Below are 15,381 nucleotides of genomic sequence, written 5' to 3' on the forward strand. Positions count from 1 at the left end.
AAAAATAACCATCTTGAAAAGAGAATTGCTTGCCTTTGCTATTCTGTTTATGGCGATCTGTGCGCCATCTGTAGCTCAAACGTCAACGAATTATACAAAGTTTGTTGATCCCAATATTGGTACTGCTCATTGCCGCTGGTTTCATTATACACCCGGTGCTGTTCCTTTCGGCATGGCCAAACCTGCTCCTTCAACGAATGGGTCTTACGGTAATGTCCATGGCTGGGAGGCCACCGGCTATGATACCCGCCACGAGTCGATAGAGGGTTTTCCCAATTTTCATGAGTTTCAGGTTGGGGGAATTGTGTTTGCACCAATTACCGGTAAACTACAAACAATGCCGGGCAAACTGGAAAATCCGGATGAAGGCTACCGTTCGCGCTTCGATAAAAAAGACGAGACGGCCACTGCTGGTTATTATGCTGTATTGCTGAAAGATTATAATATCAAAGCAGAACTGACGTCTACCAAAAGGGTAGCTTTTCACCGGTATAGTTTTCCCAGAACTGATGAAGCGTATGTTCTGTTCGATATAGGAAATACACAAGGCGAAAGCGGTCCGGTGAAAGATGCGAGGGTATACCTGCAGCCCGATGGCCGCATTGAAGGTTATGTAACCACCTTACCCGTGTACGTGCAGAAGTACCAGCCGGGTGGCGAAGTGACCATGTATTTTTCTGCCCTGGTTGATAAAAAGCCAACCGCATTTGGCGTATTCACGGGTAACAATATAACGCCTGATAAGAATGAGATTTCCGGCAAAGGCGCCGGCTTATACCTGCGTTTTGCGACCAACGAAAATGAAGCGGTTACCATTAAGGCGGGATTGTCGTTCACATCTATTGATAATGCCCGGTTAAACCTGCAACAGGAAGCGGCCGGTTTATCGTTCGATGATGCAAAACAACAGGCCCTCAAAACCTGGAATGATTACCTGGGAAGAATAGAGGTAGAAACGGCTGACCGGAACAACGCTGTTAAATTTTACACTGGGCTGTATCATGCCTTATTGGGCCGAGGACTGGCCAGTGATGTGAATGGTGCTTATCCGAAGAATGATGGCACAAAGGGGCAGATCCCATTAGATAAAAATGGCCGGCCAACCTATAATCATTACAACACGGATGCCGTATGGGGCGCTTATTGGAATCTTACGCAATTGTGGGCGCTGGCATATCCGGAATATTATGCTGATTTTATAAAAAGTCAATTGCTGATCTATAAAGATGCCGGCTGGCTGGCAGATGGCATTGCCAACAGCCGGTTTGTATCGGGCGTTGGCACCAACATGGTAAGTATTGTTTTTGCTGGCGCCTGGATGGCAGGCATCAGGGATTTTAATGTAGAGGAAGCGTACGCTGCCGCCAGAAAAAATGAGCTGGAAGGAAAGGACCGTCCGCGTGGCGCCGGCAAGCTGGATGTGGACAGCTTTATAAAATACGGTTATGTGAACCATTTAGATAAAGGCAGCAGTTGGGAAGAAGTATGGAAGTTCTCTGCTTCGCACACGCTGGAATATGCGTTCAGTGCGTATGCTATGGCCCAATGGGCTAAACGGCTGGGCAAAGAAACCGATCATAGAACTTTTCTTCGTCTCTCAAAAGGCTGGGAGCATTTGTTCGACGCTGATTTAAAACTGGTGCGTCCTAAAATGGCCAATGGTTCTTTTATCGATAATTTCGATCCTGCGCAACCGTGGCGCGGATTCCAGGAAGGCAATGCCTGGCAATACACGTATTTTGTGCCGCAGGATCCAAAGGCCCTGATCGCGAAAGTTGGCGCCGGTACATTTAACAGAAGACTTGACAGCACATTTATTATTTCAGAAAAAGCGCTGTTTGGCGGTGGCGCCAATATTGACGCTTTTGCCGGTATTGGCGGGGTGTACAACCATGGCAATCAGCCCGGCCTACATATTTCCTGGTTATTTAATTTTTCCGGCAAACCTTCCTTAACACAGAAATGGGTGCGATCGATCTGCAATAAGTTCTATGGAACGGAAGCCGTACATGGGTATGGCTTTGGGCAGGACGAAGACCAGGGACAGTTAGGGGCATGGTATGTAATAGCTGCCATGGGCTTATTTGATGTAAAGGGATTAACTGATGCAAAGCCGCAAATGGGCATAGCGGGTCCATTGTTCAGCAAGATCACTATCCGGCTCAATGAAAAGTATTACGCCGGTAAACAATTCGTGATCGAAGCTGAAAACAACAGTGATGAGAATGTATATATTCAATCCATGCAGCTCAATGAAAAAAAACTGCGGCAGCCGTTTTTGTCGTTTGCCGACATTACGAAAGGAGGAAAGCTTACTGTGCAAATGGGCGGTAAGGCCGTGGATAATTATTAAAAATCTCATGAACCAAGCAGCAAGAACCAAAAAATAAATACAAAAAACAGAGCCCAAAATTCCCATATCGTTTGCGATTTGCGATTTGAGTATTATTCTTTGGATCTTGCGATTTGAGATTTGAGTTTTATTCTTTGGATCTTGTGATTTGAGATTTAGGTATTATTCTTTGGATCTTGCGATTTGCGATTTGAGTTTTATCCTTTGGATCTTGCGATTTGCGATTTGAGTTTTATTCTTTGGATCTTGCGATTTGCGATTTGAGTTTTATCCTTTGGATCTTGCGATTTGCGATTTGAGTTTTATTCTTGGATCTTGCGATTTGCGATTTGAGTTTTATCCTTTGGATCTTGTGATTTGCGATCTTAATAAAAAAAGCAGGACACAGAAGTTGACTTCTGATGTCCTGCTGCCATTCGTAAACAGATCCTGTCTATTGTTCTGATCCTTCCTTTACTCAAACAACATGAACAGGCGTAAAGCCGTCCTCGCTTTCAGCGGGTACGTATTCCTCCGTCATTAGTTCTTCAATGGATTTTTGTTGTTTTCTGTGTTTTCTGCGTTGGATCCAATGATCGAAGATCGCATAGATAACAGGTACAATGATCAGCGTAAGGAATAGGGAACTGATCAGGCCTCCGATAATTACCCAGGCCAAACCATTTTTCCATTCGGCACCAGGTCCGGAGGCTATGGCTATTGGCAACATACCAAACACCATCGCAATAGTTGTCATCAAAATTGGGCGAAGCCTCGCGTGGTTGGCCTGTATCAACGCTTTGAAGGTGGATTCACCAGCCGCTTTCCGGTGGTTGGTAAAGTCAACCAGCATGATAGCGTTTTTACAAACCAGACCGATCAGCATGATAATACCCAGGATCGTAAATATGTTGAGTGAATTGTTCGTAAGACCCAGTGCTAACAGGGCACCGATAAATGATAAGGGTACAGAGAACAATACCACTAAAGGATACACAAAGCTGTCATATAACAACACCATCACCAGGTACACCAGTAAGATAGCGGCCAGCAAGGCAACACCCAGGGTACCGAAACCTTCAGACTGGTTTTCCATATCGCCACCCCACACATAACTTACACCGGCGGGCTTTTTTAATTTTTCAAAAGCGGCCTGCCATTCAGTAGCTACTGTACCGGTAGGGCGGCCCACGGTTTGTCCCTGTACGGTTACGGAAGGACTTTTATCTCTTCGCTCCAGCAAACTGGGACCTGAAGATTCGTTGATCGATGCAAACTGCGACAGTTTGATGCGCTGTCCCTGATCGTTTACAAATTCAAGGTTGCGAACGTCTTCAATATTCGACCGGTTAAAACTGTTATAGCGGATGTTAATATCGTATTCATATTCACCTGCCCTGAACTTACCATCGGTATTACCATTGAAGGCTGTTTGCATGGTGGCGCCTACTGTTTGCAGCGACAAACCCAGGCTGGCCATTTTATCCCTGTCTACCTGAACATTGATCTCGGGATTACCGGCTTCAACGGTCAGTTTTGTTTCTGCAGCGCCTTTTATCTTTTTCAGCTCCTCATGTGCAGCATTGGCAAATGCCATTGCACTATCGAGGTCGGGCGCCATCACTACCAATGCCAGGGGCGCATTGTCGGCAGTACCCAGGATACTTACGGGCGTCGTTTTTACTTTGGTGCCAACCAGTTCGTTTTGTAATTCACTTTTTATTTTAGCGGCATACACATAGGAATCATCCGTTCTCTGTTTGCCATCAACCAGCTTTACCCGGATCTCCGACTTGTAAGCTGTTGACTGGCTTCCCGCCATGCCTTCACTTGTTTGTCCCACCGTAGTGATCAGGTCCGTTATTTCCGGCTTTTTGCGCAGGAATTCTTCGGCTTTCCGGGTTACCTGGTTGGTCTGTTCAATGGATGCATCTTTGGGCAATTCCATTTGCACCATGAATTCACCCCTGTCGCTTTTGGCAAAGAACTCACCACCGATAAATCCGCCCGCTAACATATATAAGGAGGCTACAAACAGTACCACTACAATACCCAGCGTAATGCGTTTATGGTTCAGCGACCATTTCAGGATACTGGTGATCCAGTTGGTGAAATTCGTAAGGCCTTTTTCGAAGCCCAGGATAATCCTGCCAAAGATCGATTTCGCAGAAAGATGCTCCAGTTTCCCGAAACGCGAAGACAACCAGGGTACAATGGTAAAGGATGATAACAGTGATAACAGGGTAGCTATAATTACGGTTACACAGAACTGTTTAATGATGTTCGATACCAGGCCGGTGCTCAGCGCAATAGGCAAGAACACCACCACGATTACCATGGTAATGGCGGTAACGGTAAAACCGATCTCCTTGGTGGCATCAAATGCTGCCCGAACGCGGTTCTTACCCATTTCCATATGCCGGTAAATGTTCTCCAACACCACAATGGCGTCGTCGACCAGGATACCTACCACCAGCGAAAGGCCCAGCAAACTCATCAGGTTGAGGGTATAACCCAGCAACGCCATGCCAATGAAGGTAGCGATCAGCGAGGCGGGGATCGACACCATTACGATCAATGAGTTCCGGATGCTGTGCAGGAAAAACAACATCACAAAAGCAACCAGCACCACTGCCAGCAATAAGTCGTGCACTACAGAGTCTGCTGCTTCCAGCGTAAATACGGTGCTGTCGTTCGCAATATCAAGTTGTAAGTTGTTTGTTTTATACTGAGCCTGCAGCTCCGCAATTTTCTTTTTAACGTCTGCTGCAACGGCCACCGCATTGGCATCGCTTTGCTTGATGATCTGTACGGCAATAGAATTCTTTTGGTTAACCCTTGAGATCTTCTCCACTTCTTTTTGTGCATCCTGCACATCAGCAACGTCTGAAAGACGGACTGCAATGCCGTTACGGGAAGTGAGCACCAGGTTGCGCAGTTCTTCTACATTCTTATATTTACCTGACAAACGCACCAGGATGCTTTGCTCACGGGTTTGCACATTACCGGTAGGGAAATCGAGGTTGGAAGCAACGATCATCTGCTGCACCTGGGGAACAGATAAACCGTAACCCTTGAGTTTTTCCGCATCAAGACTTACCTGGATCTCTCTTTCTTCACCACCTACCAGGTTTACCTGGGCCACGCCGTTGATGCGGGAAAGGGATGGACTGATCCGTTTATCGACCAGGTCGTAAAAGGACGCCTCATCCATTTTGGCAGAAGCAGAAAGCGTGAGGATGGGAAGATCGTCGAGTGAAAATTTATTCAGGGAAGGCGGATCCACATCTTCAGGCAGGTCTTTCAAGATCGCATTGATCTTGCGTTGGGCATCGTTCAATGCATAGTCGGCATCGGCGCCACTGTTAAGCTGGATAGTAACCAATGAGATGCTTTCCATTGATTTCGATTCCAGCTTTTTGATGTTTTCCAGGGAGGCTACCGCGTCCTCGATCTTTTTGGTAACGGTATTTTCAATTTCAGCCGGCGATGCACCCGGATATACCGTTGTAATAGTTACCGCATTACTGTCGAACTTCGGGATCAGTTCGTAGCCCAGCAACGTGTAACTGAACAAACCGCCCAGCGTAAGGATCGTAAACAGTACGATCACGAGGGAAGGCCGTTTTATCGATAATTCAGCTAATTTCATCTGTTAATATTTTTATATTGTTGTTCCGGCTTATTGAAGGATGCTTATCTTACTGCCATCAACAAGGTTTATCTGACCGCTGGTAATAACCAGGGCGCCTTCGGTTAACCCATCCAGTATTTCTACATTTTCACCAATTACACGACCGGGTGTAACTGATTTCAGCCGGGCAACGCCATTATCGGCTACAAACACCTGCTTGCTGTTCACACTGCCTACAAAGGCAGTACGGGGTATCATGATAACTGCTGATTGATTCGGGAAATCAAAGATGGCTGTTCCATACATACCGGCTTTCAGTTGATTGGCGGCATTGTTGGTGATCGTGATCTCTACGGGGAAGTTCAAAGCTTCATCGGCTTTGGGCGCAATAAAATTGATCTTGCCTGAAAATGTTTTATCAGGGAACACGCTTGCTTTCACCTTTACCGGTTTGCCGATGGCCAGGTAAGGCACCTGCGCTTCGTTTACCGTTACATTCAGCCTGAGCGTTGATACATTTACAATATCAAGGATCTTGGTGCCGGGTGACACAACACTGCCTGGTTCAATATAGCGTTTGTTTACAATACCATTGATGGTGGCGCGAATGCTGGCATCCCCAAGGTTAATACGCGATTGTTCCAGTTTTGCTTTGGCATTGGCTACATTCAGCTTTGCCTGATCGAGTTGCTGCTGGGTAACACCACCCGTTTTAAAGGCGTTTTCATAGCGGTCGAGGTCGGTAAGGGCAGTCTGATAGTTGGCTTCCGCATTGGTAAGATCAACTGATAACTGATCAACACGAATGGTGGCTACGGTTTGTCCTTTACGTACGTAGCTGCCCTCATCAACCAGCACCTGTACCACCCGGCCAGATTTTTCCGCGGCCAGGCTTAATTCCTGTTCGGGCGCAAAATTCCCATTGGCAATTACGTCCAGGTTTGGAATGGCGCGCGAAACAGTATCTATTCGTACGGATACCGTGGCATTGGTTTGGGCTACGATCTGGGTCTTTTCTTCCGATTTCTTTTTGTTGTTCGAAAGTACTTTGGCTATAGCGCCCAGAGAAACTGCAATGACTACGATTGTAATAATGATCCTGACGATCTTCTTCTTCATTATCTGTTAGTTTAAGAGTGATTTTAAGTTTCCTTGTGCTTTAATGAGTTGGATCTCTGCCAGCCGGTAATCGAGCAAGGCAGCGGTATAATTGTTCTGCGCGGTGGCCAGTGAGTTCTCTGCATCCAGCAGGTCTGTCAGCGGCGCCAATCCCTGCGCATAATTATTTTGTGAGTTGGCATACACTTCTTCGGCCAGCGCTACGTTCTCTTTTTGCGTATTGAGCGTAATGATGCTGTTGCGAAGCTGAGTAGTGGCATTCTGATAACCCAGGTTCAATGATAGCTCGGTGTTCCTGATGTCCTGCTGCAGCTTTTTTATTTCAATATCAGCCTGCCGTACTCTTGAGCGGGTAGCAAATCCGTTAAAGATGGGAATTTTCAGGTTCAGTCCAACGGACGAATAGTCGAACCAGTTAGCCCCTGTTCCAATGGGGAATTTGTTGTTTAATCCCATGTAACCGTAATTACCTGTAAGCGACAAAGAAGGGTAGTAGGCGGCTTTTTTTGCTTCTTTCTGTAATACCAACAGCTCTTCCTGTTTTTTCAGCACCTGGTAATCAGACAGCTTTTTAACATCCGGCGTTTCTGCCAGCACAGCCATGTTCGGTTGTATGCTGTCGAGTGCCGAAGGCGGAACAGCGATGGGTGTTTCAATAGGAATGCCCATATAGAATTTCAACATGTTTTCCTGCAGCTGAACGGCATTCACCAGTTGCTGCTTTTGTGCTTCCAGGTTTGAGAGGTTCACCTTGCTTCTGTCGAGATCGATCTTTTTGGCCAGGCCGTTCTTATGTTGGCCTTCAATGACATTTTTTACCCGGGTGGTAGTAGCTATGTTGCTGTCAACGATCGCCAGTTGCTGGCGTTGCACCAATACCTGGTAGTATTGGGTAGCTACTTTTTCAATGACCTGCTCATCGGTTAATCCGGCTACGAGCTGGTAATATTGTTGCGTGGCCCTGGCCGCTTTTAAACCAGTAAAAACCGATTTGTCGAACAAGGTTTGCGACAGGGACACAGCAGCGTTGCCGTTCCATTTTTGTCCGAACGGGATCAGCAGCGTTTTACCAGGTTGACCCGCCAGGTCGCCCGGTACAGCGCTCAGCTGCAGAATAGGATTGTAGGTGAGGCTGCCATTCGCGTTCACCTGCGGAAGTGCCTGTGACCTGGCTTCGTCGATCCTGTATTGACTGTTCTCTTCATCAAGCCTTGCCTTAACGGCTTCCGATTTGTTCTTCAAAGCATGTTGTAAAGCTTCTTTCAGCGAGAGTGGCGTTGGTTGCGCATTGGCCAGCGACAAAATGCTCACTCCTGCCACCAGCAATACCACACGTTGCACTAATTTTCGAAGCGATGGATTGTGTTTCATTAATTCAGTATTTAGTTGAGCTGTTTCTTATGTAAAGTGGGTTCGTTTATTCCGGTATACAGCGCGCGGTTAGCGAAACTGTATTTTTCCAACTCGTTTTCCAGTTGAGGAATGGCTTCCGGCGCTATGATGCCATACAGGAACATATACATCGCCTGCCTGAATACTTCATCTTTTGAATAATCGTTCACCAGTTCGGCAGCGAATTCAAAATCCTTTTGGATATGCTGTTGTAAAATGGAAACCACCAGTTTCGGATGCAGGCTTCCCCTGAACACGCCTTCCACAATGCCCTGCTCCAATGCCTTTACCAATCTCGATTGAATGGTTTCATTCATGCTGTTCACCAGCCACGAAGATTCTGCCGGGTAATGCTTCTGCAGATCCGTGAAAAATGCCGGGCAGGTCTTTTTACAGAAATCTACATTCACGGCCATGTAGCGGAGCACCCGTTGCAGGTTGTTGACCTCGGCCTGTTCAGCCGCTGCCATCGACTGGTTATAATTGCCGGCCACCTGTCTGCATACCTGCTGCACCAGGTCGTGCCGGGATGTGAAGAACCGGTATAAGGTCTTCTTTGATATGGCCAGCCTTGAGGCAATATCATCCATCGTAAAGAGCTGGATGCCCTGTGTGGTGAATAACCTGAAAGCCGTTTCTAATATGACTAGTTCATTCATCAAATTTTCGACCAATTTGGTTTATTGGTCAAAGGTAATATGACTTTTCGACTAATTTGTATAAATGGTCGAAAATAAATGTTAAAGGACTGTGAAAGCAAGGCCTAAAAGCGTTTTGTTGGAATTGAAAGGCAGAGAGCGGATGGATTTAATTAATTGTAAGCCAAATATTTTGCTGATTACACGACTGAAACTTTGTAAATGTTCATTGTTTCTGCGTTTCCCGGACTGACAGTTAGACCGGATTTTGTATTTTTGAGTAAATCATTAAAATCGACCAGAAATGTCGAATAGTCAAATTGTAAAAGATCCCATCAGAGAGGAAATTTTGAACGGAGCGCGGGAATTGTTCGAGCGGTTTGGGTTTAAAAAGACCACCATGGAAGATATTGCCCGGCAGATAGGCAAGTCGAAAAGCGCTTTATACTATTATTATAAGACAAAGGAAGAGATCTTTGAAGCAGTTATTCTAAATGATATTGAAGCTTCGCAGGCAAAAGTGGCAGATGCGGTAAAAAAGGAATCGTCGGCTCTCAGCAAGTTCCGGGTATTGTTTACCAGCCTGCTGGAGGATGTAAAATATAAAGCCAATAAATTTTCGATTTTTAAAACAGACCTGTACGAGAATCATTTCCTGTTTGAGAATATCGTAAAAAAGCGCGATTCCTATATTGAAGAGCTGATAAAAGATATTCTTATTCTCGGCATCAGTCAGCAGGAAGTAAAAATGATGAACAATGCAGAAATGAGTTTGTGGGCGAAAATGATGAATATAACGTTAAAAGGCACGGCCAATAAGATCTTCCTGGAAGATGAATTTAATTTAACGAACAGCCAACTGGTTTTTATAGCTGATACCTATTTTAATGGAGTAAGGTCATAATTGATAGATCTCAAGAACCAAATCTCAAGAACCAAATCTCAAGAACCAAATAAGAGAACCAAAATCGCAAGAACCAAATAAGAGCAAAATCTCAAGAACCAAACTTTCAAGATCCTACTGCAAGAACCAAATCGCAGGAAGTAAAAAATATTCCAAAGTGTAAGATCCATTCACCAAAAAATAAATCACAAAACCCAAAACGCTTCCCACAACATTTGTTATTGGGATCAGTCTGGATCATGTGATTTATTATTTGTGTTCTTTTTCTGTGTTTTTTATTTGGTTCCTGGAATTTGCATGTTGAGATCTTTAATCAACATCCCACCAAACAGGTTCATAGATCTGCCTGATGCCCGGGAAGTTCACGTTCCTTGTTACCTCGGAACTCGGATACAGTAAACGTGCCGGCAATCTCTCATCTCCTAATGCGGTTGCCAATGATACGGTAAAGAAATCCGGGTAACCGGTACGCCGCCATTCCGTCCATGCTTCAAAACCCTGATTGCCTGTCATGGCCAGCCATTTTTGAATGATGATTGCCCTGATCTGTGCTTCTGTTCCACCACCTGGCCATTGAGCAGCAGGGGCAGAAGCCAGGTATGTATCAACACCATTCACATTATAAGATTCAAAACTCGCTCTTATACCTTGCCTGAATAGGCTGGCAGCAGTTTGGCCTGAAGTTAACCATCCTCTTACAACTGCTTCTGCCTGCAGAAAATAACTTTCAGCGGCCGACATGAATTTTACAGGTGCATTGGCCGACTGGTCATTTCTTCCGTTAGCGCCCACCGCAGCCGATGGTAAACTGAATACGCGGGTGTTGGTTCGGTAAGAGCCTTGTTTGATCCCAATGATAGAATCGATGGTGCCGGCCGTATTTCTATATCTGTCAAAGAAAACATCTGCCCGCGGATCGCGGTTTTGTGTCATGAATTTAGCCACTGTTTCGCTGGCTACCATGTTTTGTACGCGGCTTAAGCCCAGCATTTCCGAGAACAATGGATTCTGGTTACCACCAACGGCACTGTATTCAATTTGTGCATCGTCTTCCAGGAACTCGGCGCCGTTCAGGGTGGCAATGCCGGCGGCGGCTTTTTGCGGCGCCACTTCTGACAATCGTAACAAAGCCCGCAATTTGAAAGTATTGGCAAAGCGTAACCACTGCTCCATATCGCCCTGGAAGATCAGGTCATCTGAACCCGGGTGAACCTCTGCGTCTACGTCTATTAATGAAATAGCACGGTCAACAAACGCAAGTATGCTGTCATATACCTGCTGCTGCGGATTGTAAGCAGGGTTGGTAATAGCCGGGTTAGCCGTTTGCGTTAACGGAACGTCGCCAAATGCATCTGTTGCTAACTGAAATGCATAGGCTTTCATTAAATAGGCAATGGCAGTATATTGATTGGAGGCCGCCTTGCCCTGTGTAAGGTTTAATATTTCCTGTATATCGGCTATCGCATCGGAATACAACATTCTCCAGGGTCTGTCGAAAGAAGTAGTTGTTACCGAGTATTGATCGAGGCTTCTGTATTGCGATGAAGTTGGATTTTGTGTCCAGTACTGGGCCCAGATGCTGCCATGGATCTGGAGTGGATTGCCAAGCGCATGGCCGATGGCGGCCTGCACGGAAGGCAGCAATAACTCAACAGAAGCATTGGATGCCAGGTTGGGGTTATCGTTGGTATCCAAAAACTTTTTACAACCGCTGATGCCGGTCACGATAACCAGTAAAAACAGCAGCCATTTGTATCTTATATGGATAGTTGTCATATCTCAGCTATTTTGTAGGTTAATCAGAAGCTGGCGCTTATGTTAAAGCCAAAATTCCGTTGTGAGGGCTGGGCAGTAAAGTCAAAGCCCTGCAGGTTGGTGGCGCCGGCCGAGTTAATTTCCGGATCAATGTATTTATTCTGTGATGGTGTCCACAACACGAGGTTATTCCCGAATATGCCCACTGTTAGATCGCCCAGGAACGAATTCCTAAGTACACTCTTCGGGATCCTGTAACTCAGGCTCATTTCGCGCAGTTTGACGTAAGAGGCGTCTATTACGTTCCGCCCATAAGGCAGATTGCTGAAGTAATCCTGCGGTAGAAGCCGTGCATCGGTATTGGTCACCAGTTTGTCTGTCTGGTCGTAATACACTGAATTGGGAAATATATAAGGTTCCCGTCCATATTCTATTGTTTCGTACGATGTACCAACAAAAGCCATGATGTCTTTTGTGCGGGAAACGAACTGTCCGCCCTGTTTTGTATCAAAAAGAATATTGAACGTAAATCCTTTGTAGCGGGCAGTGGCGCCCAGGGATGCTAAATAATCCGGGTTGTATGAACCAAAATAAACGGCGCCTGGTGTTTCAAGCGGAATGCCGCTGGAAGGATCCACGATAACTCTTCCCAGGGAATCATGCAGGATATCTACGCCATAGAAAGTTCCGTATGGTTTTCCTTCTGCTGCTACGGCCGACATATCGGCTAATCCACCCAACGATACCTGCGTTACGCCTTCCAGTTCAAGATCAACCACCTTGTTGCGATTGCGGGTGTAGGTACCAAACAGTTCCAGTGAAAATCCTCCCTGGGTTCGTATAGGAGTGCCCCGTAAGCTGATCTCAATACCTTTATTTTCTACAATACCCCCATTGATCACCATACTGGTAAATCCAGATGCTTCTGATATAGGAATGGTAAGTATCTGGTCTTTTGATCTGTTCTGGTAATAAGAGAAATCAAGGTACAACCGGTTGTTCCATAAATTGAGTTCGGCGCCCACTTCATAGGCTGTGGTGATCTCGGGTTTCAGGTTGGGATTTCCGATCCGTCCGAACCTGGTGATACCGGGTATCCCGTTGAAAGGAAATGTTGTGCTTCCGAAATTTCCTTCGATCTCGGGCCTTGCGAAATAATTGTTGAGCAGGAACGGGCTGGCATCGTTACCCACCTGTGCTACACTGGCGCGTATTTTACCATAGTTCAGCGCATCAGCTAATGGCCCGTCTTTCATCAATTCTGTAAACACAAAAGAGGCACTGGCACTTGGGTAAAAGAAAGACCTGTTATCTTCCGGCAGGGTAGATGACCAGTCGTTACGGGCTGTAAGGTCGAGGAAAAGCATTTCCCGGAAACCCATCGTCAATTGCGCATATAAACCCATTAACCGCCGGCGGCTGAATTCATTGAAGTTATATACGGGCCCATTGCTGTTATCCAGATTGTACCATCCGGGTACTATAAGTCCGAATGATTCATTGGTGCTGGCATCCAGGATAGAAGACACCCTTTGCCGGATATTGTGTCCCAGCATTAAACTTCCGGTGAAATCATCGCCAACATTTTTCTTGGCGGTGATCATAAGGTCATGCACGATTTCACTGATATTGAAATTATTTTCCCGGTACTGGCCTACTTCCGATTGAACATTTGAGCGGGAGTAGTTGCCGGTTGTTTCATCTGCCGGGTAATAAGTGAATTTAGGATACATGAACCTTCTGCGGTCTGAGTATACATCGGCGCCCACTCTTTCAACGATACTGAGCCATTTAAACGGCTCGTACGTGATCGTGAAGTTTCCGATGATACGGTCCAGTTCATTTTCATTTTTATAGTTCTGTAAAATATAATATGGACTTACCGTATAACCTCCGTAAAAGCCATAAACCTGCTCACCGCGTTCGTTCAGGAATCCGTAACCATAATAAGGATTGTTCAGATCGCCCATTTTATCAATCGGGATATCACGTGGTGTTTGCATCACGTTGTCATAAACAGATCCTGGGCCCTGTCCGCCCTGTACGAGGTTACTGTTCAGCCTGCTGTAGTTGACACCAATGCTGGCAGAGAACTTATTATTGAAATGGGCAGTACCATTGAACCGGGCGTTGTACCTGTTATAATTGTCCTTTTTTGTAGGCATGATACCATCGGAGTTCAGGCTGTTGAGCGATAAATAGAAAGTTGTTTTTTCGCCCGACCCTGCGAATGATACTGTGTTACTGATCATTCTTCCGGTCTCAAAGAACTTCCTTATGTTGTCTTCCTGTGCCGAATACGGTTTTTGTTGCCGTACGCCATTGATCTCCTGTCCCCATTCCTGCATTTCGCCGGTAAAAGGAGGTCCCCAGCTCCAGTTCTCTATCGGGTCAAGATAATACTCCAGCGTATTGTCTGGATTTATATCAACGGCATAGCCCTGGCCAAAACTGTTCTGGAACCTGGGCAGTCGCAGGATGTTTGAAAAAGTGGTTGTTGAACTTACTGTTACTTCCGTTTTCTGGCCTCTTCTTCCAGATTTGGTGGTAATTACCACTGCTCCATTGGAGGCTCTGGAACCATACAGTGCCGCCGCTGTGGGACCCTTTAATACGGTGATGGATTCTATATCCTCGGGGTTGATATCATTTCCGCGGTTACCGAAGTTGACGGTGCTTCTGGGGTCAACAACCCCGCTGTTTTGCGTAGTGCGTACATCGCTTCCGCCGAGAAAGTCGGAGTTATCGATAGGGATACCATCTATTACCATGAGGGCCTGGTTGTTGCCCGTGATTGAGGATCCGCCTCGCAATACGATGCGGGATGAACTGTTGGGAGCGCCGGCTGTGCTGGTAATATTTACACCGGCAACCTTTCCCTGTAAAGCGTTTAACGGACTGGTGTTCCGCCCTGTCAGCAGTTCTTCACTTCTTACCACCGGGGCTGAATATCCCAGTGATCTTTTGTCGCGCCGGATGGCGTTGGCTGTAACGATCGTTTCAACGAGTGTACCGGCTTCTACCTGTAAGGTAACGTCAATGACATTGCGGTTCCTTACCGGCACTTCCATCGTTTGATAACCTACAAAGCTGAAAACAAGTGTTGCATTGCTTTCAACATTGGCGAAGTTGTACTGTCCGCTTGCATCTGTTGAGGTGCCCGTGTTGGTACCTTTGATTGTAACAGATACACCTTCAAGTGGTTGCTGATCGTTTGAGGAAGTTACTCTTCCGCTTACCGGAATAAATCTTTTCTCTGGTTCCCCGGTTGCATCGGCAGACGGGGGTAGTGATAGAAAGAGAAGGAGGGAAAGGATGGAGCAATAGAGAATCCTGTTTTGGTTGAGATCAATTTTTATCATAGCCGTCAGTTTAAAAAGTGCACAAAATGATCTGTTTGGGCAAGGATATCCCCTGATATAAATGTCTTAGCTAAGCTTGTAAGCCTTCACAGAAATAACTTTTGAATTGCTGAAAATTTCATGCCCAGTCATGCCAAATATTCGTGATGTGTATGATGTTTCTGCAGGGCGAGTTAAAAATTATAAAATAGAACGAATTAAAAGATTAACAGTTATAACCTGGAAGTTCAACGAATGGCTATGGA

8 protein-coding genes are annotated in these 15,381 nt (G+C 45.9%); 2 read left to right on the top strand and 6 right to left on the bottom strand.

Features of this window, described 5'->3' with window-relative positions; all coding sequences use genetic code 11:
* Nucleotides 1-10: 10 nt before the first annotated feature.
* Entirely contained in the window at nucleotides 11-2,353 is a 2,343-nt protein-coding gene (locus tag JUB15_RS01045; protein ID WP_369411488.1) for a GH92 family glycosyl hydrolase, read from the top strand.
* Between the two features lie 457 nt (nucleotides 2,354-2,810).
* Here JUB15_RS01045 and JUB15_RS01050 read toward each other — a convergent pair whose 3' ends face one another.
* From JUB15_RS01050 to JUB15_RS01065, 4 genes are read right to left on the bottom strand one after another with little or no spacing between them, the layout of a single operon-like run.
* The gene (locus JUB15_RS01050) at nucleotides 2,811-5,984 is read right to left on the bottom strand and encodes an efflux RND transporter permease subunit (protein ID WP_207510384.1); all 3,174 of its coding nucleotides are present in this window, start codon (nucleotides 5,982-5,984) and stop codon (nucleotides 2,811-2,813) included.
* Nucleotides 5,985-6,014: 30 nt separating this feature from the next.
* Nucleotides 6,015-7,085, bottom strand: a complete 1,071-nt coding sequence (locus JUB15_RS01055; RefSeq protein WP_207510385.1) for an efflux RND transporter periplasmic adaptor subunit — start codon at nucleotides 7,083-7,085, stop codon at nucleotides 6,015-6,017.
* A 6-nt stretch (nucleotides 7,086-7,091) separates the two neighbouring features.
* Nucleotides 7,092-8,456, bottom strand: a complete 1,365-nt coding sequence (locus JUB15_RS01060; RefSeq protein ID WP_207510386.1) for a TolC family protein — start codon at nucleotides 8,454-8,456, stop codon at nucleotides 7,092-7,094.
* A gap of 11 nt (nucleotides 8,457-8,467) precedes the next feature.
* Complete coding sequence (locus tag JUB15_RS01065) at nucleotides 8,468-9,136, bottom strand: TetR/AcrR family transcriptional regulator (protein WP_207510387.1); 669 nt, start codon at nucleotides 9,134-9,136, stop codon at nucleotides 8,468-8,470.
* 283 nt (nucleotides 9,137-9,419) lie between these two features.
* Between JUB15_RS01065 and JUB15_RS01070 the strand changes: the two genes are divergently transcribed.
* Complete coding sequence (locus JUB15_RS01070; protein ID WP_207510388.1) at nucleotides 9,420-10,019, top strand: TetR/AcrR family transcriptional regulator; 600 nt, start codon at nucleotides 9,420-9,422, stop codon at nucleotides 10,017-10,019.
* Nucleotides 10,020-10,328: 309 nt separating this feature from the next.
* Here JUB15_RS01070 and JUB15_RS01075 read toward each other — a convergent pair whose 3' ends face one another.
* On the bottom strand, nucleotides 10,329-11,795 hold the full coding sequence (locus JUB15_RS01075) for a SusD/RagB family nutrient-binding outer membrane lipoprotein (RefSeq protein ID WP_207510389.1): 1,467 nt from the start codon (nucleotides 11,793-11,795) through the stop codon (nucleotides 10,329-10,331).
* 23 nt (nucleotides 11,796-11,818) lie between these two features.
* Nucleotides 11,819-15,136, bottom strand: a complete 3,318-nt coding sequence (locus tag JUB15_RS01080; protein WP_207510390.1) for a SusC/RagA family TonB-linked outer membrane protein — start codon at nucleotides 15,134-15,136, stop codon at nucleotides 11,819-11,821.
* Nucleotides 15,137-15,381: the final 245 nt, after the last annotated feature.

The organism is Longitalea luteola (genome assembly GCF_017356035.1).
GTDB classification, from domain to species: Bacteria; Bacteroidota; Bacteroidia; order Chitinophagales; family Chitinophagaceae; genus Niastella; species Niastella luteola.